Origin of the sequence: Massilia sp. Root351, from assembly GCF_001425045.1 — a bacterium.
In the GTDB taxonomy this organism is placed as follows: domain Bacteria; phylum Pseudomonadota; class Gammaproteobacteria; order Burkholderiales; family Burkholderiaceae_D; genus Rugamonas.
This window is the reverse complement of sequence record NZ_LMDJ01000031.1, coordinates 382,093-404,512: the sequence shown is the minus strand read 5'-3', so window position 1 is coordinate 404,512 and position 22,420 is coordinate 382,093. Positions and strand designations below refer to the sequence as shown.

The 22,420-nt window shown below is 67.0% G+C and carries 19 protein-coding genes; 2 read left to right on the top strand and 17 right to left on the bottom strand.

Features of this window, described 5'->3' with window-relative positions; all coding sequences use genetic code 11:
- Positions 1-35: 35 nt before the first annotated feature.
- Positions 36-839: an enoyl-CoA hydratase gene (locus tag ASD15_RS21850; protein ID WP_057157343.1), complete on the top strand. Its 804-nt coding sequence runs from the start codon at positions 36-38 to the stop codon at positions 837-839.
- On the opposite strand, the gene ASD15_RS21845 is transcribed toward ASD15_RS21850, so the two are convergent.
- The 14 genes from ASD15_RS21845 to ASD15_RS21780 all read right to left on the bottom strand — a co-directional run bounded on the left by ASD15_RS21845 (position 836) and on the right by ASD15_RS21780 (position 16,382).
- The gene (locus ASD15_RS21845) at positions 836-1,456 is read right to left on the bottom strand and encodes a type 1 glutamine amidotransferase family protein (protein WP_057157110.1); all 621 of its coding nucleotides are present in this window, start codon (positions 1,454-1,456) and stop codon (positions 836-838) included. The genes ASD15_RS21850 and ASD15_RS21845 overlap by 4 nt on opposite strands.
- A 54-nt stretch (positions 1,457-1,510) precedes the next feature.
- Complete coding sequence (locus ASD15_RS21840; RefSeq protein WP_057157109.1) at positions 1,511-2,044, bottom strand: hypothetical protein; 534 nt, start codon at positions 2,042-2,044, stop codon at positions 1,511-1,513.
- Positions 2,045-2,101: 57 nt separating this feature from the next.
- Complete coding sequence (locus tag ASD15_RS21835; RefSeq protein ID WP_057157108.1) at positions 2,102-3,481, bottom strand: UbiD family decarboxylase; 1,380 nt, start codon at positions 3,479-3,481, stop codon at positions 2,102-2,104.
- An 82-nt stretch (positions 3,482-3,563) separates the two neighbouring features.
- The gene (locus tag ASD15_RS21830; RefSeq protein ID WP_057157107.1) at positions 3,564-4,478 is read right to left on the bottom strand and encodes an amidohydrolase family protein; all 915 of its coding nucleotides are present in this window, start codon (positions 4,476-4,478) and stop codon (positions 3,564-3,566) included.
- 12 nt (positions 4,479-4,490) lie between these two features.
- Entirely contained in the window at positions 4,491-5,411 is a 921-nt protein-coding gene (locus ASD15_RS21825; protein WP_057157106.1) for an amidohydrolase family protein, read from the bottom strand.
- A 266-nt stretch (positions 5,412-5,677) separates the two neighbouring features.
- A complete protein-coding gene (locus ASD15_RS21820; protein WP_057157105.1) occupies positions 5,678-7,096 on the bottom strand; it encodes an amidohydrolase family protein in 1,419 nt (472 codons plus the stop codon).
- Positions 7,097-7,104: 8 nt separating this feature from the next.
- Complete coding sequence (locus ASD15_RS21815) at positions 7,105-8,184, bottom strand: BMP family ABC transporter substrate-binding protein (RefSeq protein WP_057157104.1); 1,080 nt, start codon at positions 8,182-8,184, stop codon at positions 7,105-7,107.
- Between the two features lie 24 nt (positions 8,185-8,208).
- On the bottom strand, positions 8,209-9,141 hold the full coding sequence (locus ASD15_RS21810; protein ID WP_057157103.1) for an ABC transporter permease: 933 nt from the start codon (positions 9,139-9,141) through the stop codon (positions 8,209-8,211).
- Complete coding sequence (locus ASD15_RS21805; protein ID WP_057157342.1) at positions 9,126-10,214, bottom strand: ABC transporter permease; 1,089 nt, start codon at positions 10,212-10,214, stop codon at positions 9,126-9,128. Before ASD15_RS21805 ends, ASD15_RS21810 begins: the two co-directional genes overlap by 16 nt.
- Positions 10,207-11,907 (bottom strand): ABC transporter ATP-binding protein, encoded by a 1,701-nt coding sequence (locus tag ASD15_RS21800; RefSeq protein WP_082552034.1) that lies wholly within the window; start codon positions 11,905-11,907, stop codon positions 10,207-10,209. The genes ASD15_RS21805 and ASD15_RS21800 overlap by 8 nt, the downstream gene beginning before the upstream one ends.
- A 1-nt stretch (position 11,908) precedes the next feature.
- Complete coding sequence (locus tag ASD15_RS21795; protein WP_057157102.1) at positions 11,909-13,081, bottom strand: GTP-binding protein; 1,173 nt, start codon at positions 13,079-13,081, stop codon at positions 11,909-11,911.
- A gap of 15 nt (positions 13,082-13,096) precedes the next feature.
- Positions 13,097-13,672 (bottom strand): UbiX family flavin prenyltransferase, encoded by a 576-nt coding sequence (locus tag ASD15_RS21790; protein ID WP_057157101.1) that lies wholly within the window; start codon positions 13,670-13,672, stop codon positions 13,097-13,099.
- Between the two features lie 11 nt (positions 13,673-13,683).
- Positions 13,684-15,903, bottom strand: a complete 2,220-nt coding sequence (locus ASD15_RS21785) for a xanthine dehydrogenase family protein molybdopterin-binding subunit (RefSeq protein ID WP_057157100.1) — start codon at positions 15,901-15,903, stop codon at positions 13,684-13,686.
- On the bottom strand, positions 15,900-16,382 hold the full coding sequence (locus ASD15_RS21780) for a (2Fe-2S)-binding protein (protein WP_057157099.1): 483 nt from the start codon (positions 16,380-16,382) through the stop codon (positions 15,900-15,902). The genes ASD15_RS21785 and ASD15_RS21780 overlap by 4 nt, the downstream gene beginning before the upstream one ends.
- Positions 16,383-16,477: 95 nt before the next feature.
- On the opposite strand from ASD15_RS21780, the gene ASD15_RS21775 reads away from it, so the two are divergent.
- Positions 16,478-17,368 carry a LysR family transcriptional regulator gene (locus ASD15_RS21775; RefSeq protein ID WP_057157098.1) on the top strand — a complete coding sequence of 297 codons (891 nt, stop codon included), beginning with the start codon at positions 16,478-16,480 and terminating at the stop codon, positions 17,366-17,368.
- On the opposite strand, the gene ASD15_RS33365 is transcribed toward ASD15_RS21775, so the two are convergent.
- From ASD15_RS33365 to ASD15_RS33700, 3 genes are all read right to left on the bottom strand, one after another.
- A complete protein-coding gene (locus ASD15_RS33365) occupies positions 17,334-18,830 on the bottom strand; it encodes a PEP-CTERM sorting domain-containing protein (protein ID WP_229418293.1) in 1,497 nt (498 codons plus the stop codon). The two genes, ASD15_RS21775 and ASD15_RS33365, sit on opposite strands and share 35 nt — an antisense overlap.
- A gap of 192 nt (positions 18,831-19,022) precedes the next feature.
- Positions 19,023-20,468: a PEP-CTERM sorting domain-containing protein gene (locus ASD15_RS33360; RefSeq protein WP_082552033.1), complete on the bottom strand. Its 1,446-nt coding sequence runs from the start codon at positions 20,466-20,468 to the stop codon at positions 19,023-19,025.
- A 79-nt stretch (positions 20,469-20,547) separates the two neighbouring features.
- Positions 20,548-22,377: a methyl-accepting chemotaxis protein gene (locus tag ASD15_RS33700; protein ID WP_057157095.1), complete on the bottom strand. Its 1,830-nt coding sequence runs from the start codon at positions 22,375-22,377 to the stop codon at positions 20,548-20,550.
- Positions 22,378-22,420 lie beyond the last annotated feature (43 nt).

The following is a 22,420-nucleotide window of genomic DNA, read 5'->3' as shown; positions in this document are numbered from 1 at the left end:
TGGAAACAGACATGGAAACAGACATGGAAAACAACATGGAGACCAATATGCAGACCGAACAAACCCCTTTGCTGCTGCGGGAAGACCGCGACGGCGTTGTCACGCTGCGCATGAACCGGCCCTCGCAGTTCAACGCGCTGTCCGAAGCCATGCTGGACGCCCTCCAGAACGCGCTGGATGCGGTGGCCACGGACGCGGCCGTGCGCTGCGTGGTCCTGGCCGGCGAAGGCAAGGCTTTCTGCGCCGGGCACGACTTGCGTGAAATGCGCGCGCAACCCAGCCTGGATTACTACCAGGCGCTGTTCGCCCGCTGCGGCCGGGTGATGCAAGCGATCCAGGCCTTGCCGGTGCCGGTCCTCGCCCGGGTGCACGGCATTGCCACGGCGGCGGGCTGCCAGCTGGTCGCCAGCTGCGACCTGGCGATTGCCGCCAGCAGTGCGCGCTTTGCCGTCTCGGGCATCAACGTCGGCCTGTTCTGCGCCACGCCGGCGGTGGCCTTGTCGCGCAACGTGTCGTCCAAGCGCGCCTTCGACATGCTCGCGACCGGGCGCTTCATCGACGCCGCCACGGCGGCGGACTTCGGCCTGATCAACGACGCCGTTCCCGACGATGCGCTGGACGCGGCCGTGGCGCGCAAGGTGGCCGACATCGTCGGCAAGAGCCCGGCAGCCATACGCCACGGCAAAGCCATGTTCTACCGCCAGCGGCAGATGCCGCTGGGCGACGCCTATGACTACGCCAGCGACGTCATGGCGCGCAACATGATGGAAGAGGACGCCGGCGAGGGCATCGACGCCTTCCTGGAAAAACGCCAGCCGGCCTGGCGCGCAGCCTCTTAGCCCATCGACGCCATCAAGGCTTCGTAGTACTGCGGCTCGCGGGTGGAATACAGCTTGAACCAGGCGTCCACCGTGGCGGGCCGGAACAGGCCCAGCATCTTCATCACTTCATACGAAAACTCCAGCGGCGCCAGGCCGGACGCGGTGATCAGGTTACCGTCGCGTACCGCTGGCGAGTCGACGTAGCGCTGCTCGCCGGTGTAGCCGGGGCAGACGGTCTTGAGGTAGCCCTTGTCGTTGCTGGTGTGCTGCCTGTCGTCCAGGGCGCCGGCCTGCGCCAGGCCGATGGTGGCCCCGCAGATGGCGGCAACGCGGTGGCCGCGCACCACCATGTCCTTGGCGAAGGCCAGCAATGGTGCGGTTGGCGGTTCCTGCCACGAGTCCGCGCCCGGCATCAGCAGCAAATCATCCGCCTCCATGCGCACCGCGTCGAAGGTGATGTCGGGCGTGATGCTGATGCCGCCCATGGTGGCGATGGGCGCCGGGGTCAGGCCCACTTTCACGATCTCGCATGCCACGCCGGGGGCGGCCATCATGCGCTTGCTGTGCAGCTCCGCCGTCAAATAACCGATTTCCCAATCGGCCAGGGTATTCAGAACAACCAGGTATATCTTCATCGCAACCTCCACGGATTAGAGTCGGTCATGGGCACATGCTAGCCCAATTCCGCCTTACTTCGCTTTCGCCAGCTGGCTCACCAGCACGAATACTTCGTGGCGGATGGCGGATTTTGCGGCCTGGAATTCCTTGTCGGCCTTGATGTAGGCCGGCTTGGCCAGCTCCGCCTTTTCGGCGGGCGTCGGCTTGGGCGCTAAGTCGTACATGCTCGGGCCGCCGTTGTAGGTCTTCTGCAGTACTTTCTGGCCATACGTGGACTGGTAGAAGCGCGTCATCTCGACCGCCGTCTCGGCCGAAACCAGCTTGGCCACCGGCGCGGACAGGCGGCTGTAGACTTCCGTTGCGGGCACTTTATCGAGCTTGGCCATGAAGGCCGAGCGCTGCTGCTCGTTGGCGAAGCGGCTGCCGCCGGCCACGGTACGGGTCAGCTTTTCCGCCTGCATCGCAGCCATCAGGTCGTACGCTGCCTTGACCTGCATGGCGCTGGGCGCCGCCGTGCTTGCGGGGGCTGCGGCCGGGGCGGCGGCCAGCGCCAGCGTGGAGACTGCCACCAGGCCGGCGGCGGCCAGCAGTTTTAGTGAAATCATGCTGCACCTCAAATATGTTTTGTTGGCAGCATCCTACCCCATAGCTTGCAACTTTGGCTACACCATTGCGCGCGCCAGGATGGCGCTGGCGCGCGCCAGCGCCTCCGGCGCGATGCGCGCGCGGATGCCGTCGAAATCCGGCCCGCGCGTGGCGTCCACGCCCATGCGCGAAGTGGTGCCGATGCCGGACGCGGACGGATCGAGCGCGCTGCCCGGCAGGCCGTCCACGACCAGCACGTCGCGGTGCGGCTGCACGTGCGTGGCCATCGCCCACAGCACCTCCTCGTCGCGCGTGACGTCCACGTCCTCGTCCACCGCCACCACGGTTTTCAGGTAGGGGTCCCAGCCCAGCAAGCCAAGCATGATCTGGCGCGCCTCGCCGGGACGCATCTGCTTCACCGCCACGTAGGCGTGGAAGTGCGTGCCCGAACTGGGATAGTGCACGGCGGTCACGCTCGGGAAGCGCTCGCGCAGCTTTTCCACCATCTCGGACTCGCGCGGAATACGGCCCAGGTTCAGGTGCTCGGCCGAATTGCCGCCGACGACATCGACCAGCACCGCGTCGCGCCGCCGCAGCACGGAGTGCACGCGCAGCAGGTTGTTGGTGGAACGGTCCGACGAGTAGCCGCTGAATTCGCCGAACGGGCCTTCCGGCACTTGCGCTTCCGGGTCGATCACGCCTTCCAGCACGAATTCGGCGTAGGCCGGAACGGCAAGGCCGTACTTGGGCGTGCGCACCACGTCCAGCGGAGCGCCCAGCAGGCCCCCTGCCACGTGGCGCTCGTCCACGCCGAACGGCAGGCGCGCGGCGCCGGCCAGCATGAACAGCGGATGGGCGCCGATCACCATCGCCACCGGCAGCGGCTGGCCGCGCTCGCGCGCGATCTGCAGCAGGCGCCACAAGTGGCCGCGCGAATGCAGGCTGGTGGCGATCTCGTTCGCCGAGTGCAGCGTGGAACGGTGGAAGCTCATGTTGCCCACGCCGGTGTCGGGATGTTCGGCAACCAGGATGGCGTTGGTAATGTAGGGACCACGGTCGGTGGCGAAGTGCTGGATGATGGGCAGCGTGCGCAGGTCGACGCGGCCCGCTCCCACACCTTCCTGCACCACGCTGTCCAGCACCGGACCGTGCGCCACCAGGCGCGGCGCCACCAGCCTGCGGCTGCGCGCCTGGTACTCGGTGTGGATGCCGGCCGGCGCCACGCCCAGCATGCGCCCCACGCGCTCGCGCGAGGCAAAAATATTCGTTACCAGCGGCGTGTCGATGCCGCGCACGCGCTCGCACACCAGCAGCGGATGGCGGTTCTGCGCCGCCAGCTGCCACACCAGCGCGGTTGCGTCCTGCCCGCTCTCGAGCTCCTCGCGCACCGCCAGCACATCCTCGGGGTGCAGTTCGCGGTACTGGCGCAGGAATTGATGGAAGTCTTGCGAGATCATGTCTGCCCTTTTCAGTTGATGCGCGGATAATGCAGCGGAGCGGCGGAGCGCCCATACGGGAGCGCGCCGCCGCTACCGCTTGCTACTTGACGCCGGCGTAAGTGTCGGTCAGGCGCAGTTGCGCCTCCTCCAGGGTGCGCGGCGGCGGCGTGGTCTTGATGCCGCAAAGACGGGCGATGTTGTTGCCCATGTAGTCCTCCAGCCCGTCCTCGTCCAGCCCCATGCCGTGCGGCGGCTGGGAGCACAGCACTTCCAGCTCGCGCAGCCACATGCCGGGCTCATTCGGCGGCGTGTCGGTACCGAACACGATCTTGTTGCGCGGCAGCTGCTTGGCAAATTCCACGATGCGCGACTGGAAGCACCAGCCGGACTCGCACACCACGTTCGGCGTATCCATCGCCATCCAGAAAGCTTCGAACGAGTAGTTGCCGCCGGTCTGGATGCCGAAGTGGCCGATGATGAAGTTCACCATCGGGAATTCGCGGATGATGGGGTAGAACATGGTCGGTATGGTGTACGGGCCGTCGCCGGTGTGGATCAGCACCACGATGTTGTACTTGGCGCACATCTTCATCGCCGGACGCAGCCAGTCCAGCGCACGGTCCGGGCGGTAGCCGTGCATGTTGGCGTGCAGCTTGAGCATCTTGAAGCCGTATTCCTTGACGTGGTACTCCAGTTCCAGCGCGCCCTCCTCCGGCCCCCAGCGCGGGTTGAAGGTGAAGTTGCCGATGAAGCGGTCCGGATACTTGTGGCACAGCTCCGAGATATAGGCCATGTAGTCGCGGATGCCTTCGCGGCCGCGGCGGTTGCCGTCGCGGTAGCCGGTGTTGCCAGGGGGCGGCTGGATGAAGCCCATGTCGATGCGGCGCGGCTTGCCGTTGATCATGTAGGGGCCGTCCATCATCTTGAGCATGCGCTCGCCGTTGAACGGCTCGCCGGTATGGCGCCACGCTTCGTCTACCAGGTTGGTCGGGTGCAGATGGGTATCGATAATCATGTGTGGCTCCGGTTAGCGGTCGTTGATACGTTTCATTCCGAGGCGTTCCTCGGCTTCGGCCACGGTGCGCGGCGGCGGGCTGGTTTCCAGGCCCACCATGCGGGCCACGTTGTTGCCGAGGTAGTCCTCCAGCGTGTCCTCGTCCAGGTTCAGGCCCTGCGGCGGCTCGAAGCACAGCACTTCCAGCAGGCGCAGCCACATGCCCGGCTCGTTCGGCGGCGTGTCCGAGCCATACAGGATCTTGTGCTTGGGCAGGACCTTGGAGAATTCAACGATGCGCGACTGCAGGCACCAGCCCGATTCGCAGTACACGTTCGGCATGTCCATGGCCAGCTGGAACGGCTCGAAGCAATACACGCCGCCGGTCTGCACGCCGAAGTGGGCCATGATGAAGTTCACGGTCGGGAACTCCTTCATCATCGGCACCCATTCGGTGGGGATGCTGTACGGGCCGTCGCCGGTGTGCAGCTTGACCAGCACACCCAGCTCGGCGCACTTGGCCAGCGCGGGACGCAGCCAGTCCAGCGCGCGGTCGGGCCGGTAGGCGTGCATATTGGCCTGGAACTGCACCATCTTGAAGCCGTACTCCGTCACGTAGCGCTCGATGGCTTCCACGCCGTTCTGCACGCCGCAGCGCGGGTTGTAGACGAAGCAGCCGATCAGCCGGTCCGGGTACTTGCGCACCATCTCCAGCGTGTAGGCCATGTAGGCGTCGATCGATTCGGTGCCGGTCTTTTCGCCGTCCGTGTAGGTGTAGATGGTGTTGCCTTGCGGCGGCTGGATGAAGGCCTTGTCGATACGGCGTGGTTTGCCGTTCACCATGTAGGGGCCATCCATCATCTGGATCAGCCGTTCGCCGGTGAATGGGTCGCCATCGTGGCGCCAGGCCAGGTCGACCAGGTTGGTCGGGTAGCAGCTGGTGTCGATGATCATGGGGTTATCTCCTCACAATACTTCAGGTTGGGATAGCGCACTTGCTCTGTGCGCCTCGCTTATCTGGAGGACTGTCAGGGGCGCGTTTGCGAAGGACAAATGGCCACTGACGGGTACTCCGCCAGCAGGCAATCTCCCACTGTCCCCCGCGCCGGCATTGCACCGCTGCGGAATCCAGTTGAACGCTTCTACCCACTTACTAAAACTATTTATACCGTTATTCGCTTTATGCTGTCAACGGAATTTTGATGCACGCCACACTTCCATCACACCTGCTGCATCAGGCGCAGCACGTCGGCGCTGGCTTCGGCGCGCAGCGCCGCCATGTCCATGCCCGGAATCGCGTCGTCCTCCACCAGCACCCGGCCGCCTGCCAGCAGCCATTTCAGCCGCGGACGGCCGGCAGCCACCACCGGTCCTATCGCCATGTCGTGCAGGCCGAAGTAGCGCGGCGAATCCAGGTCGTACACGGCCAGGTCGGCGGCCTGCCCCACCTGCAGCGTGCCCACGCCGTCGAAGCCCAGCATGCGCGCCCCGCCCTCGCTGGCCCAGTTCACCACCTGCTCCACCGAGACGCTGTCCGCGCCCGCCTCGCCGCCGCCTTGCGGCCGGGGCCGGGTGGCGGCCCCCGCATGGGCCCGGTGCATCAGCCAGCAGAAGTGCACCTCGCTCAGCATGTCGGCAGCTTCGTTGGACGCGGCGCCGTCCACGCCGATGGAGACCGCCCCGCCCAGGCGGTGCAAGTCCGGCGCCCGCGCCACGCCGTCCGCCAGGCGCGCGTTGCTCTGCGGGCAGTGCGCCATGCCGGTGCCCGATTGCGCCAGCAGGCGCAGTTCGGCGTCGGCCAGGTGCGTCAGGTGGGCCAGCGACACGTCCGGCCCCAGCCATTCGTGCTCGGCCAGGAATTCGATCGGCAGGCAGCCGAACTCCGCGCGGCAGTGCTCGAGGAAGCTCACCGTTTCCGACATGTGCGTGTGCAGCGGCAGCTTCATGCGGCGCGCCGCGCGCGCCACTTCGCGCAACTCGCCGCGCGCCACGGACACCGTGGCGGTGGTCGGCGCCAGCGCCACCCTGGTGCGCGGCCTCGGCCCGCCCTGGTGGTAGCGGCTGGCGACGCGTTCCACGTCGGCCAGCATGCCGTCCAATGTTTCCGGCTCCACGTAGGTGCTGCGGTCGGCCTCCAGCTTGCGGGTGACGGTCCCGCCGCCGCGCTGCAGCATGAAACGCACACCCAGCTTGTCCGCCTCCTCGAACAGCGCGGCGGAAGCGTCGTAGCCCATGTTCGGATAGTAGATGTAGTGGTGGTCGGCGATGGTGGTGCAGCCGGACAGCATCAGCTCCACGATGCCAATGCGCGCCGCCAGCCGCAGCCGCTCCTCGTTGAAGGCGCGCCGGTAAATGAAAGGCACCGCCTGCAGCCATGGGCTGAGCGTCAGGTTGATGCCCGCCGGGACGCCCTTCAGCAATGACTGGAACAAATGGTGGTGCGTATTCACCCAGCCGGGATAGATCACGCAGTCGCGCGCGTTCAGCACCCGCTCTCCGGGCTGCGGCCGCAAGCCGTTGCCCATCTGAGTGATAACGCCGTCGGCGATGCGCACATCGCTGGCGGCGCTGCGGGCCGCTTCGCCGCCAGCGCCGGTCAGGATACTGTGGGCGTCCTTGATGAGAACGAGATTGCTCATGTGCTCTCCTATTTCGGTGGTGTACCGTCGACGCCGTTGACGAGGAAATTCATCTTGTCCAGCTCTGCGGCGCCCAGCACCTGGCCCGCCGCCACGCGCTGCTTGCCAGCCTGGTCGAAGATCGGCCCTGCGAAGGGATGCAGCCGGCCTTCCGCTATATCCTTCTCCACTGCGGCGAACTTATCGCGCACCTCGGCAGGCACGGAAGCGTTCAGCGGCGCCATCTTGATCATGCCTTCGCGCAGGCCGCCTACCGTCTGGGCCGGTTTCCAGCGTCCGGCCAGCACGTCCTCGATCACCCTGGTGTAATAGCCGGTCCAGGTCTGCACCACGGAGGTCAGGTTGGTCTTGGGGCCGAAGCGCGACATGTCCGAGTAATAGCCCACCGTCGGAATGCCCTTCTCCTCGCCGGCCGTCACCACCGCCACCGAGGACGTGTCGTAGGTCAGCAGGTCCACGCCCAGCGTGGCCAGCGTGTTGGCCGCTTCGCGCTCCTTGCCCGGGTCGTACCAGGCGTTCACCCAGATCAGCTTGACCTGCGCATTGGGGTTCACGCTGCGCATGCCCAGCGTGAACGCGTTCAGCCCTTGCAGCACTTCCGGAATGGGGAAGGCGCTGACATAGCCGGCCAGTCCCTTCTTGCTCACATGCCCGGCCAGCACGCCTTCCAGGTAGCGGCCCTCGTAATAGCGGGCGTTGTAGGCGCCGACGTTGGGCGCCGTCTTGTAGCCGGTTCCGTTCATGAAGATCACCTTGGGCGCCTGCCTGGCGACCTTGATGGTAGGCTCCATGAAGCCGAACGACGGGGTGAAGATCAGCTTGCAGCCTTCCTGCACGAAGTTGCGGATCACGCGTTCGGCGTCCGGGCCTTCCGCCACATTTTCCACGTACTTGGTGGTGATCTTGTCGGCCATGCTGGCGGCCAGCGCGCGGCGCGCCAGTTCGTGCTGGTAGGTCCAGCCGCTCTCGCCGATGGGGTTCGAATACAGGAAGCAGGTCTTCATGGGCTCTGCCGCCTGCGCGGACATTGCCAGGCTTGCCAGCAGCATGGGCGCTGCGGCTTTGGCCCGGGTGAATTTGTACGGCATGATGGGTCTCCTTTATTGTAGTGTTCAGGCGTCCGGCCGGAATGGCTGCCCCAGCGAGGCGGGCGAATGCAGCCTGATGGTGTGGGCGTTGCGTGAAATCAGAACCAGTACAGCGATGGTTGCCAGATAAGGCAGCGAAGACATGAGCTGCGGCGGCACGTCCAGCCGCAAGCCCGAGCCTTGCACGAACAGCTGCGAGATCATCACGCCGCCGAACAGGTAGGCGCCGAGCACCACGCGCAGCGGCCGCCACGTGGCAAACACCACCAGCGCCAGGGCGATCCAGCCGCGCCCCGCCACCATGCCTTCGGCCCACAGCGGTGTGTAGAACACCGACATGAAGGCGCCGCCCATGCCCGCCATGGCGCCGCCGAAGGCCACTGCGGCATAGCGCAGCGCGATCACACGGTAGCCCACGGCGTGCGCGGACGACGGCGACTCGCCCACCGCGCGCAGCACCAGGCCCCAGCGGCTGCGGTACAGGAAGTACAGCACCGCCGCCACCACCGCCCAGGACAGATAGACCATGAACTGCTGGTTGAACAGCGCCGGCCCGATCAGCGGGATGTCCGCCAGCAGGGGGATGGGCAATGGCGCGATCATCGGCAACGGAGTCGATTCGAACGGCTTGCCGATGAACGCCGCCAGGCCGACGCCGAACAGCGCCAGCGCAAGGCCGGATGCCACCTGGTTGGCCATCATCGTCAGCGTGAGGAAGCCGAACACCAGCGACATGGCGCACGCGGCAGCCATGCCGGCCGCCACGGCCAGCACCGCGCCGCCGCCGGAGAAGGCAACCGCGAAGGCAGTCACCGCGCCGATCGACATCATGCCTTCGGCGCCCAGGTTGAGCACCCCGGCCTTCTCCGTCACCAGCTCGCCCATGGCGACCAGGATCAGCGGCGTTCCGGAGATGATGGTGGCAGCCAGCATGGAGGCGATCAGATTGGTTTCCATAGCAGTTTCCCCAGGCTGGCATTGCGGTCGATACGGAGGCGGTAGCCGATGAACAGGTCCGCTCCGAGAAGGAAGAACAGCAGCATCCCCTGGAACACCTTGGAGATGGAAGACGGCAGGTTGATGAACTGCTGCGCCTGTTCACCGCCCAGGAACAGCAGCGCCATCAGCAGGCTGGCAAGGCAGATGCCCACCGGGTGCAGCCGTCCCACGAAGGCGACAATGATGGCGGCGAAGCCGTAGCCGCTGGAGATGGACTCGGTGAGCTGGCCCATGGGCCCCGCCACTTCCGCCACTCCTGCCAGTCCCGCCATGCCGCCGCCGGCCAGCATGCCGATCCAGATGGCGCGGCTGGCCGAATAGCCGGCGTAGCGCGCCGCCGCGTCGGCCTCGCCGGCCACCTGCATCTGGTAGCCGTAGAAACTGCGCTCCAGGAACACGTAACCCACCGCCAGCGCGCTGAGCGCCACCAGGAAGGCGGCGTTCAGGCGCGTGCCCTCGACCAGGATGGGCAGCAGCGCACCGTCGGCGAACATGCGGGTCTGCGGGAAGTTGAAGCCCTCCGGATTTTTCCACGGGCCGTGCACCAGCCACGACGCTGCGAACTGCGCGATGTAGACCATCATCAGCGTGACCAGGATCTCGTTGGCGCGCCAGCGCGTGCGCAGCAGTGCCGGTACCGCAGCCCACAGGGCGCCGCCCAGCGCGCCGGCCGCCAGCATCAGGATCCAGGTCCGGGGGCCGCCTTCGCCGGCTTGCAAAGCGACGCCGGTGGCGGCGATGGCGCCCATGATGAACTGGCCCTCGGCGCCGATGTTCCACACATTGGCGCGGTAGCCAACGGCCAGGCCGATCCCGATCAGCATCAGCGGGGTGGCCTTGAGCAGCAATTCGGTCAGCGCATAGGTGTCGCGCAGCGGATTGAGGAAGAACACCTTGAAGCCGGTGAACGGGTCTTTGCCCAGGGCGGCGAACAGGAACAGGCTGGCCAGCAGTGTCAGCGCCACCGCAGCCAGCGGCGAGCAGTAGCGCATGCGGGCCGACGCGGCCGGCCGCGCTTCGAGTTTAAGCAGCATGGATGCGCTCCTTTCCGGCCGGCCGCGCCGAATGTGCCCCGTGCGGCCCGTGCATCCCGTGCGTCTTCTGCGCCCAGGGCGACAGCTCGCCGGCCATCGGCTCGCCGGGCAGCGCTCCGGCCGGGACCGCACCGGCATGGACGGCGGCACCGGGGTCCGCAACGGCGGCGGCGCCTTCGGCCCACACGCCGCTCATGCGCATGCCGACCTCCTCCACGCTGGTCTGCTGCACCGGCGTGGCGGACGACAGGCGCCCGCCCGCGATGACGGCGATGCGGTCGGCAATCTCGAACAGCTCGTCCAGCTCCTCCGAAATCACCAGCACCGCCGTCCCCGCGCTGCGCAGGTCGAGCAGTGCCTGGCGAATGAAGGCTGCCGCGCCAACATCGACGCCCCAGGTGGGCTGCGCCACGATCAGCAGCTTGGGACACTGCATGATCTCGCGGCCCACGATGAACTTCTGCAGGTTGCCGCCGGACAGCGAGCGCGCCTGGGCGTCCGGCCCGCCGCATTTCACGTTGTATTTCTCGATGCAGTTTTGCGCCAGCTGGCGCATGGCGTCAAAACGTATCAGCCCGTACTTCAGCAGGCCGCTGCCATACGCGGTGAGCAGGCCGTTGCGGGCCAGCGACATGCGCGGCACGGCGCCCCGCCCCAGCCGCTCTTCCGGCACGAAGCACAGGCCGAGCGCACGGCGGCGTCCCGGCGGCATGCGCCCGGCCGCGACGCCGCAGATGCGGATCGCCTGCGCGTCCTTCAGCGGCGCCTCGCCCGACAGCGCGTACAGCAGCTCCTGCTGGCCGTTGCCGGACACGCCCGCGATGCCGACGATTTCACCCGCCCTGACCTCCAGTCCGATATTCTTCAGCTCCACGCCGAAGGGATCGAGCGACTCCTGCGACAGCGCCTGTACGCTCAGGCGCACCTCGCCGTCCTCTGCGGCGGCGCCGCGCGCGCATTTTGGCAGCTCCTTGCCTATCATCAGGCGCGCCAGCGACGCCAGCGATTCCTGCGCCGGCACGCAGCCGCCGCTGACCTTGCCCGCCCTGAGCACCGTGGCGCGGTGGCACAGCTCCTTGATCTCATCGAGCTTGTGGCTGATGTACAGGATGCTGCAGCCTTCGGCCGCCAGCTGGCGCAAGGTGTTGAACAGCGTGCGCACCGCCTGCGGCGTGAGCACCGAGGTCGGCTCGTCCATGATGAGCAGCTTGGGATTCTGCAGCAGGCAGCGGATGATCTCCACCCGTTGCCGCTCGCCGACCGACAGGCCGTGCGCCAGGCGGCAGGGATCGACCGGCAGGCCGTAGCGCTGCGAAACCGCGCGGATGCGGCTCGCCAGGTCGCCCAGGTCCGGCTTGCCGGGCAAGGACAGCGCCACGTTCTCCACCACCGTCAGCGTTTCGAACAGGGAGAAGTGCTGGAACACCATGCCGATGCCCAGGCTGCGCGCATGCGCAGGGCTGGCCACGCGCACCGCCTCGCCTTCCCAGTGCATTTCGCCCGACGTCGGCTGGGTGACGCCGTAGATGATCTTCATCAGCGTGGATTTTCCGGCGCCGTTTTCGCCCAGCACCGCGTGGATTTCGCCCGGCATGACGCGCAAGTCCACGCCGTCGTTGGCGACCACCGACGGATAGACCTTGCTGATGCTGCGCAGCGCAAGCCGGGGCGTATTATTGATGGTGCTCATCTCAGGCCTCCTGCAGCTGCGGCTGCGGCGGAGTCTGCAGCTGAGGCAGCGCCAGGCACCAGTCCAGACCCGATTTCAGCGTGTCGCGCTCCAGATTGCGGCCGATGAAGACGAATTTGCTCAGGTGAGGCTCGCCGTAGGGCCATGCGTCGGCGGGGCGCAAATCGAGCACGCGGTGCACGGCTTGCAGCACGTAGCGGCGGCTGTCGCCGGCAATGGCCAGGATGCCTTTCAGGCGGAACAGGTCGTCGCCCTGCGCGGCCAGCAGCTGCGCCAGCCAGGCGTCCAGCTGGCGGCGGTCGAACGGGGCGGAGAAGGTCAGCGAGACCGATTCCACCGCGGGGTCGTGCGCGTGGCCGCGTCCATCGCCGCCGTTGCCGGGCAAGCCGCACACCCCTTCCGGTGCGGCGGCAGCGGTGGCGGTATGCCCGCAACGCTCGCTGCATTCGTGGCCGTCTTTGCCATGGCCATGGTGCTCGTCCAGGAAATGCGGATCAATCAGCGCGGCGCCCGAATCAAAACCGCCGATGCCAAGTATCAAGTTCAGATCCACCTGCGCGTGGCTGGAGCGCAGCACCTGCGCGCCCTGGTTGATGCGGCGCATGCGCAGCTCCAGCGCAGGCAAAACGTCCGCGTCCACCAGGTCGGTCTTGTTGATGATGATGCGGTCGGCCGCCACAATCTGGTCCACCGCCTGGTTGTCGACGCCTTCCAGCTCGGGGTCGTCCAGGTGCCGCTCGATGTGCAGCGCGTCCACCAGCGTGACAACGCCGTCCAGCCGCAGCCGGTGCGCCACGTCGTTGTCCATGAAGAAGGTGGCCGCCACCGGCGTGGGATCGGCCAGTCCGCTGGTTTCCACGATGATGTGGTCAAACTGCTCCGGCCTGGCCAGCAGCGCCTGCAGGATGCGCACCAGGTCCTTGCGCACGTCCACCACGCAGCAGATGCAGCCGTTCGTCATCTGGAAGATTTCCTCGTCCGAGGCCAGCACCAGGTCCGAATCCACGTCCACCTCGCCGAACTCGTTCTCGATGACGGCAATGCGCATGCCGTGCTTCTCCGTCAGGATGTAGTTCAGCAGCGTGGTCTTGCCCGAGCCGAGAAAGCCCGTCAGTATCGTCACCGGGATCAAGCCTGCCGCGCCGGTGCTATGCATCATATTATTGTGATTCATATTGTCTCCGAGTTGTTATGCAGTGATACCCTGCCAGCGCTGCACCATCCCTTCGTGCGGTACGCCAAACAGATCCAGCGTGCGGCCCACGGTGTGGGCCACAATGTCTTCTATCGATACCGGGCGGTTGTAGAACGCGGGCACCGGGGGGCAGATGATGCCGCCCAGTTCCGTTACCGCCGTCATGTTGCGCAGGTGCGCCAGGTTGAGCGGCGTCTCGCGCGCCAGCAGCACCAGCCTGCGGCGCTCCTTGAGCATCACGTCCGCCGCCCGCGTCACCAGGTTGTCCGCCAGGCCGTGGGCCACCGCAGCCAGGGTGCGCATGGAGCACGGCGCGATCACCATGCCCTCGCACAGGAAGGAGCCGCTGGCGATGCTGGCGCCGATGTCCTTCACGCTGTGCACCACGTCCGCCAGCGCCTCGATGCGGGCCTTGCCCATGTCCAGCTCGTGCATGGCGGTGAGCGCACCGGACGCGGACAGCACCAGGTGGCTCTCCCATTCGTCCAGTTGCGCCAGCGCCTCCAGCATGCGCACCCCGTAGATGGCACCGCTGGCGCCGGTGATGGCGATGACCAGGCGCTTTTTCATGGCCGCCTCCGCTATGCCGAGAAGTCGAGCGGCGTGCTGCGCTGCCGCTTGCCGGTGAGCGCGAACAGCGCATTGGCGATGGCGGGCGCCACGCCGGGATTGGACAGTTCTCCCACCCCGCTGGGCTTGTTCACGTCGCCCTGGACGATGGTGATATCCACCTCCGGCATGTCCGACATGCGCATCACCGGATAGTCGTGGAAGTTGGCCTGCACCACGCGGCCCTTCACGATGTCGAGCTTGTCGTACAGCGCGTGGCCCAGTCCCCACATGATGCCCCCGTACAGCTGCTCCTGCACGCTGCCCGGATGCACCGCCAGGCCGCAGTCCGCCACGCAGGTGATGCGGCGCACCTTCACCGTGCCGTCCACCTTCTCCACCTCGGCCACGATGGCGATGTAGCTGTTATAGGCCTGGTTGGTGGACAGCCCCAGCGCCCGGTTGGCCGCCAGCGGCTTGCCCCACCCGGCCCTGGCTGCCGCCTGCTCCAGCACCGCCACGTGGCGCGGCCGCCCCTTCATGTACTCCTTGCGGAAGGCCAGCCTGTCCCTGCCAGCTGCGTGCGCCAGTTCGTCCATGAAGCTCTCGGTGGCAAACACGTTGGGGATGAAGCTCACGGCGCGGTACCAGCCGGTGGGCATGCCGGTTTCGTGCCGCACCCAGCCCGCGTCCACGTGGTCCGGCTGGTAGGCGAAGTCCCACTTGTTGATGGATTCCGTGGTGCTGTAGTCCATCTTGTCCTTGCGGTCGTAGTAGCCCGGCTCCCACTCCTCGGGCGAGGCGGGGGACACGGCGCGCAGCTGCAAGGCGGTCAGCCGGCCTTGCGCGTCCAGCGCGCCGGACACCTTGGTGTAGCTGGCGGCGTGGTAGAACAGCCCGCGCGTTGCGTCCTCGCGGCTGTACATCAGCTTGACCGGCTTGCCGGTGACCTTGGCCAGCCAGGTGGCCTCCAGCAGCCAGTGGCGCGACTCGCGCGCACCGAAGCTGCCGCCGCCGGTGAGCTCCTTCAGCACCAGCTTGTCCTCGGCGATGCCGGCCACCTCCTTGGCCGCCACCTGAACATTGCTGGGTACTTGCAAGCCGCCCCAGTAGGTGGCTGTGCCATCCTTGATCTCCACCACCACGCACTCGGGCTCCAGCGGCTGCGCCACCTTGTACGGCATGGTGTATTCGGCGCTCAAGACCTTTGCGCCCTGCTTCAGCGCCTGCGCCGCGTCGCCCTTCGCGACGGTGCGTACCAGCTGCGCGTCCGGCCTGGTGTGGTAGGCGCGCTGGATGGCGGGCAGGTCTTTGCTGTTGAAGCGCGCGAAAGCGCCGTCGTTCCACTGCACTTGCAGCGCGTCGCGCCCAAGCTTGGCGGCCCAGTAGCTGTCCGCCAGCACGGCCACGCCCTCCTGGTTGCCGCCCAGCAGAGCGGCCGGCGACGCGGGCACCTTCAGCACCTGCCGCACGCCCGGCATCGCCAGCGCCTTCCTGGCGTCGATGCGCTTGACGCGGCCGCCGATCACCGGCGCGTGCAGAATGACCGCCACCAGCATGCCCGGCAGCTTCACGTCGATGCCGTAGCGCTGCTTGCCGGTCACCTTGGCGCGCGCATCGAGCTTGCGGCTGAGCTTTCCGATCAGGCGGAAATCCTGCGGCGCTTTCAGCACCGGTTCCTTGGGCGGCTCAAGCAGCGCAGCTTCGCCGGCCAGGGCGCCGTAGCCGAGCTGGCGGCGGGTGGGCGCATGCAGCACCTTGCCGCCCTGCGCGCTGCATTCGGCCAGCGGCACCTGCCAGCGGTTCGCCGCAGCCTGCACCAGCATCATGCGCGCGCTGGCGCCGGCCTTGCGCAGGGTTTCATATTCCAGCATGACGCTGGTGCTGCCGCCGGTCGAGAACACATGCCACTGCGGGTGCATATAGTCCTTGAAGAAGGGGTGCTCGGGCGTGATGATTTCCACCTGATCCAGGTCCACTTCCAGCTCTTCGGCCAGCACCAGGCCGAGGGCGGTGCGGGTGCCGGTGCCGGAATCGTGCTTGTGCACCACCAGCTTGATGGTGTCGTCCGGGAACACCCGGACGAAGGCGTTCGGCGACAGCGGCCCGGCGGCGCCAGCCTGCGCGGCGCCCGCGCCAGGCACCACGAAGCCCACCGCCAGCCCGGCGCCGAGGGCGGCGGCCGATTTGAGGAAGTTGCGGCGCGATGGTGCGCTGGCGCCGGCGTTATCAGCCTGCAGACGGGTGTTCATGGCTTCTCCTGCGCGGCTGGCGCGGCGGCGACCGGCATGGCGGACGCAACGTGGATGGCGCGGCGGATGCGCTCGTAGGTGCCGCAGCGGCAGATGTTGCCGGACATGGCATTGGTGATTTCGTCGTCGCTCGGCTTCGGGCTGCGCCTGAGCAGCGCGGCGGCAGACATCAGCTGGCCGGACTGGCAATAGCCGCACTGGGGCACGTCTTCCTGCAGCCAGGCTTGCTGCAGCGGGTGGTCGCCTTTCTCCGACAGACCTTCTATGGTGGTGACCTTGCGGCCCACGGCGGCCGACACCGGCGTGCTGCACGAGCGCACCGGTTCGCCGTCCAGGTGCACGGTGCAGGCGCCGCACAGCGCCGCGCCGCAGCCGAACTTGGTGCCGGTCAGGTCCAGCTGGTCGCGCAGCACCCACAACAGGGGCGTGTCTCCCGACACCTTCACGTTGCGCACTTCATCGTTGACATCCAGTTGCATCTCCGTCTCCCAAAGTCTTGTTGTTGAAATGAGTATGGTGAGCGCCGAATTATTTGTACAATATATTCTTGAGTACCGATTGATATCGAGGGAATATGGATCTGCGCCTGCTCCGCTACTTCACCGTCCTGGCCGAGGAACTGCACTTCGGCCGCGCCGCCACCCGGCTGCACATGTCGCAGCCGCCGCTCAGCCAGCAAATCAAGCTGCTCGAGACGGAACTGGGCACGCCGCTGTTTACCCGCACGCAGCGGCGGGTGGAACTGACGGCGGCCGGTGTGGCGCTGAAGGGACAGGCGGCGCTGGTATTCGCGCAGATGGAGCGCGCGGTGGACCTGACGCGGCAGGCGGGACGCGGCCACTGGGGTACGCTGGAAATCGGGATGATCAGTTCATTGATGGTGGGCCTGCTGCCGCAGGCGCTGCGCATCTTCCAGGACCGCTACCCGGACGTGAAATGGACGCTGCACGAGCTGCAGCCGGCGGCGCAGCAGGCGGCGCTGAAGGAGCGCAGGCTGGACCTGTGCTTCTACCGCATGGGGCCGAACGACCCGGAGCTGACCAGCGAGCCGCTGTCGAGCGAGGCAATCGCGGTGGTGCTGCCGCAGCAGCACCGGCTGGCAAAGCGCACCCGGGTGGCGCTGAAGGACCTGGCCGAGGAGCGCTTCATTTCATTCAAGCTGGACCAGTCGCGCTTTGCGGCCTACCTGTACCAGAGCTGCATCGAAGCGGGCTTTACGCCGCACGTATACCAGCAGGTGGTGGAGGTGCAGACCCTGCTTAGCCTGGTACGCGCGGGCCTGGGCATCGGCCTGCTGCCCGCCTCGACCGGGCAGTTCGGGCACGCGGGCGTGGTGTACCGCACGCTGGCGCAGCCGGCGCCGGGCACCACGCTGTATGCCACCTACCGCAAGGACGATCCCTCGCCCGTGCTGCAGGTCTTCCTCAACATCATGCGCGAGATGATAGAGGTGCCGGACCGGTAGCGTTGCGCCGGCCATACCGCCCGGCGCCGAACAGCAGCGCCAGTCCGGCCAGCAGCATCGCATACTGCTCCGGCTCGGGTATCGGCACCAGCACGTAGCTGGTGGCCTGGACCACCACGGCGCCGGTCACGCTTGCGCCTTGCGATGCCGCTGCGGCGAACAGCGTGAAATCCCTTTCCCCTTGGTCGCCGGCCAGCTCCGATTCGTCCCAGCCGGCGGCGCCGCTCGGGTAGCCGTTCAGCGTCACGGCCAGGCGGGCGCGCGCTCCGGGTGCGCCGAGCAGGCCGGAACTGGCCTGGTGTCCGTCCTGGAAGAAGGACACTTGCGTAAAGGGCGACAGGGTGAATGAGAACTCCCGCTTGCCGTACGCCAGCACCGGCGTTCCCTCGCTGTACACGGCAGCTTCGATGCCAGCCGGCAGGCTCCAGGCGGCAGACGTATTGCCGCCGCGCTCCCAGTAAAGGGGCGCGCCGGTATCGTCGGTTTCGCCTTCCCAGTCCGCGCCTTCCACCAACGGACGGCCGTGCCACGCGATGCTCTGGTATGCCGGCGAACCGGCCGGCGGCGCCAGCGTGATACTGGGCGCGATGCCGTCCAGCGGCGCCAGGTCGGTGAGCGTGTAGCGCCAGGGCGTCAGGCTGACGGAAGCGCTGCTTTGCGCCGCTGCACCGCCGGCGGCCAGCGCCAGTGCGGCCGCAAGCCCGGGAGCCTGCAGACGTAAGCGCTTGGCCCGCCTGCCCTGTTGCCGCAGCCCCCCTTTCCGTGGCCCGTCCAGCCGGCGCCGCAGCGCCAGCCCTGCCACTACCGCCAGCCCGGCCAGCAGCATGGCGGCGCTGCCCGGCTCGGGCACCGGCGAGGCGACCGCCGAGGTGACAACCCTGGCGCTGGTGTACATCGACAGATAGCCGTCGGCCCCCGCGCTGCCGCTGCCGGACCGCAGCTCGCCGTACAGCAGCCCCTCGCTGGCTGACGGCGGCGCGGCGCCATTGCCCACCAGCCAGCTATAGAAGCCGCCGCTGCTGCCGGGGACGCCCACGTCTACAAGATCGCCGCTCATGCCCGCCTGGGACAAGGCCTCGCCCCCCAGCCCCAGCACCGCATCGACCCGCGTCAATGCGCGGAAGATGACGGCGGTGGCAGGCGAAAGGTGAAACCGGGCGGACCAGTCGCTGCTCGCAAGGAACGAGGTGCCGCCCACGGTGGCATCGACCGTGCTGGACAGGGCGTCGCCGCCGACGGAACTGGAAAGGACTGCTCCGGCGTCGTTACGACCCACGCTGCCATGGCCGTATATCTCATCGGCGTCGATTATGCCGTCCCGCACCAGGCTGTAATAGGCGTGCTGGGATTGCGACAGGAAAGCAAAGCTCGGGCTAACGCCGTCGGCCAGGTCCACGTCGATCAACTGTATCGTAAAACCGCTGATCTCGGCCTTGGCGCGGTCGGCCCTGGCTTGAGTCATGGAAAGGCTGGTAACGGCCAGTAAGGCGCCAACCACCAGCGTCTTAGTGCATTTCAGATTAATCATAATGTCCCCTGATAAATCATTTATGAACGCAACAAATTGACCCGCAAAACATGGAGGTCAATTAAATCACGATCTTAAATTGGGGACCGCTCAGCTGGCTCGGACAGCGCCTCGCTCACGCGGCGGCTAGCCAGGATAGCGCCTGCGCCGGCAGCTCGCCCCCACTATGCCCAGCCCTGCCAGCAGCATCGCGTAGCTTCCAGGCTCGGGCACGGCCGGCAAAGGGGTGGGCCAGGCGAAGGCCAATGCATCCAGCGAGATAATGCCGCTTGCCTGCTCGCCCTTCGAGGCGAGCGAGCCGAACAACACAAAGTCGCGGCTGCCAGGCACGGTCAGCGTCATGCTATCGACCGTGAACCCGTCGGCATGCGTGGAATCCAGCCGGGCCCGCATGGAGGCAGAGACCTGCACCGTGGTTGCGTCGTCCCAGTCAGCGCTGGCGCGGCCGTCCAGATACAGCTGGAGCGCTGTATTCGGCGACAAACTGAATTCATAGTTGCGCTCCCCGCTTGCACTGGCACGCGGGCCTGTCGTGTGCACCGCCAGCGCCATGCCTGAGGCGGAACTGACCGCCGAGGCACTGCCGCCCGGGCCCGTCCAGCTCAACGGCAGCGAGCCCCACGTCTGCTCGGAGCCGGATTGGTACAGGATGTTGCTGCGATAACTGAGACCATTGCTCAGTTCGGAAATCACGATGCTGGGTGAAATGCCATCCTGTGGCGCCAGATCAATCAGCGCATAGCGCCATGCGGACAAATCCACCATCCCGCCTCCTGCCGCCGTTGCGTTTCCGCCTACCAAGGTCATGGTGGCCAGCAGCGCCGCCCCGCTCACCCGCCTCGCGCGGCGCTGCCGCAGCGCTACGGCAGCCAAAAGCGCCAGCCCTGCCGCCAGCATCGCGCCGGTGCCAGGCTCGGGCACCGGCGGCATGGCCTCGACCGACGCGTACGCTGCCGACCAGAGGGACACCGAGCCCGCTGCCTCGCTGGCGCCACTATGCAGCTCCCCGAACAAAACGCCTTCGGCGTAATCGCTGGGCAGCGCAAAACTGGTCGACAGCCGATCGCCGAAGCCTGGTCCCCCGGTAAGCCGGCCCTCCATGCTGGCCTGTCCTTGCGCAATATGGCCGCCCTCCAATGCCGAGCCTACCTCTGCCCACGCCGTAAAAATGACCGCGGTGTTCGGCGACAGTATGAAATCGCCACGCCAGCTGCTGCTTGCCTGGAACCATAAATCGGCGCCCGGCGCGTAGGCCTGGGTGGCCAGACCGGCGGCCGATACCATGCTGCTGACGCTGCCGCCCCCATATTCCCGTCCAACGGAACCGAATCCGGAGATGAACTCCGTCGCATCGGCTCCCCTGCCTGACACAGCATAGCCAGCCTGGGCGACATTCCCTTGGGCTTGACTGAACGTAATAGAAGGAACGATGCCGTCCGACAAATTCAGATCGATGATCTCCATTTTGAACTTGTTTAATTCTGATTTTGCCGTAGCAGCATGAACATTTACTACTGACAAACAGGAAAAGCCCAATATCAGCATCAACCCGACCAGCTTTTTCGCTTTCATATTAATACCCTTATAATTAATTTTATTAAAATAAAATTAATTAAATCACAAACTGGCATGCCAAGCGCCGGCAGCCAGCTCAACCGTGCGTGGCGCGCTGGCCATCGAGCTTGAACACGCTGACGGCGCGGGCCAGGCCCTGGGCGCGCTCACTCAGCGCATCGGCGGCGGCGGCGGCTTCCTCCACCAGCGCCACGTTCTGCTGCGTCAGGCCATCGATCAGCACAATGGCGGCATGGATCTGCTCCAGGCCGGTGCTCTGCTCCAGGCTGGCCTGCGTAATTTCGCTCATGATGCCGGCCACGCGCTGGATGCTGGCGACGATGTCCTGCATCGTGGCGCCAGCCTGGTCCACCAGCCTGGCGCCGCTGCCGACCTTGCCGACCGAGTCGCCGATCAGGGCCTTGATCTCCTGCGCGGCGGCTGCGGAACGCTGGGCCAAATTGCGCACTTCGGCCGCCACCACCGCGAAGCCGCGCCCGTCCTCGCCGGCCCGCGCCGCTTCCACGGCCGCGTTCAGCGCCAGGATGTTGGTCTGGAAGGCGATGCCGTCGATGACGGCGATGATGTCCACGATCCTGCGCGAGGACTCGTTGATCGAGCCCATGGTATCGACCACCTGGGCTACCGCCTCGCCGCCCCGCGCCGCCACCTCGGAGGCGCGGCGCGCCAGCTGGTCGGCCTGGCGCGCGTTGTCCGTGTTTTGCCGCACCGCGCCGGTCAGCGTCTGCATGGCGCCGGCCGTTTGCTGCAGCGAGGCCGCCTGCACTTCGGTGCGCGAGGACAGGTCGTTGTTGCCGCCGGCGATTTCGGCGGCGGTCCGCCGCACCTCCTCGCTGGCGGCGCGGATGTGCAGCAGCACGCTGCCGATCTTGCCGGCGAAACGGTTGAAGGCGCGCGCGATCGCCGCCAGCTCGTCGCTGCCGCTTTCATCCAGGCGGCGCGTCACGTCGCCTTCACCGTCAGCAATGCCGATCAGCGCATCGCGCACTTGCTGCAGGCGGCGCAGCATGCGCCTGATGAGCAGCGGCAGCAGCATGGACGCGGCGGCGGCAGCGAGCAGCGAGGCGGCGGCCGAGCTGCGCAGCAGCGCGTCGAGATCCTGCGCAGCGTCCGCGCGGTCCAGCACCAGCACCAGGGTCCAGCCGGTACCGGGAATGGCGGCGGCGTGCAGCAGCGTATCGCGTCCGCCGAGGCGGGCGGACACGCCGCCGGCGCGCCCCGGCAAGCCGGGTTCCAGGCCGGCGCCCAGTGCCGCCAGCGGGCGCATGGCCAGGCTGGCGTCCGGATGGGCGATCAGGCGGCCGTCGCTGTCGGCCAGAAAGGCATAGCTGTTGGGTGTGGGATGGAGCGCGCGCACCTGGCGCACCACGGCGGTGAGCGCCACGTCCGCCGCCAGCACGGCTTGCAAGGCCTGGCCGCGCGCATCGCCGCCACCAGGCAACAGCGCCGCTTCGGCGAAAGTGACCACCAGCTGGCCGCGTCCCGCGTCCACGTAGGGCGCGGTGACGATGGGCGCGCCCGCCGCCACCGGCAGCTGGTACCAGGGCCGCGCGGTGGGATCGTAGCCGGGCGGCGCGGCTTCATCGCGCGACGAGGCGAGGCGCTTGTCCGCGTAGCCTATGTAAGCGTTGTCGAAGCCGCCGGCCAGCGCGGCGGCCTTCAGCACCGGCACGGGGTCGGCGCTCGCGGCAGCGACGCGCAGGGATGCCACGATGGCGCGGCGCGAGCCGACCCATTCGCCAATGCCGGCCGCCTGGCTTGCAGCCAGCTGGCGCATCTGATTGTCCAGCGACGCGGCCATGCGGCTGCGGGTGGTGAAATAGTTGGCGGCCACCACGGCCAGCATGGCCAGCACGACGATGGACACGCACAGGCCGATCAGCCGGCCGCGCAGGGTAGCGAACATGGGAAATTGGGGAAAGTTGAGCGCTGCCCCTGCCGCTGTCGGC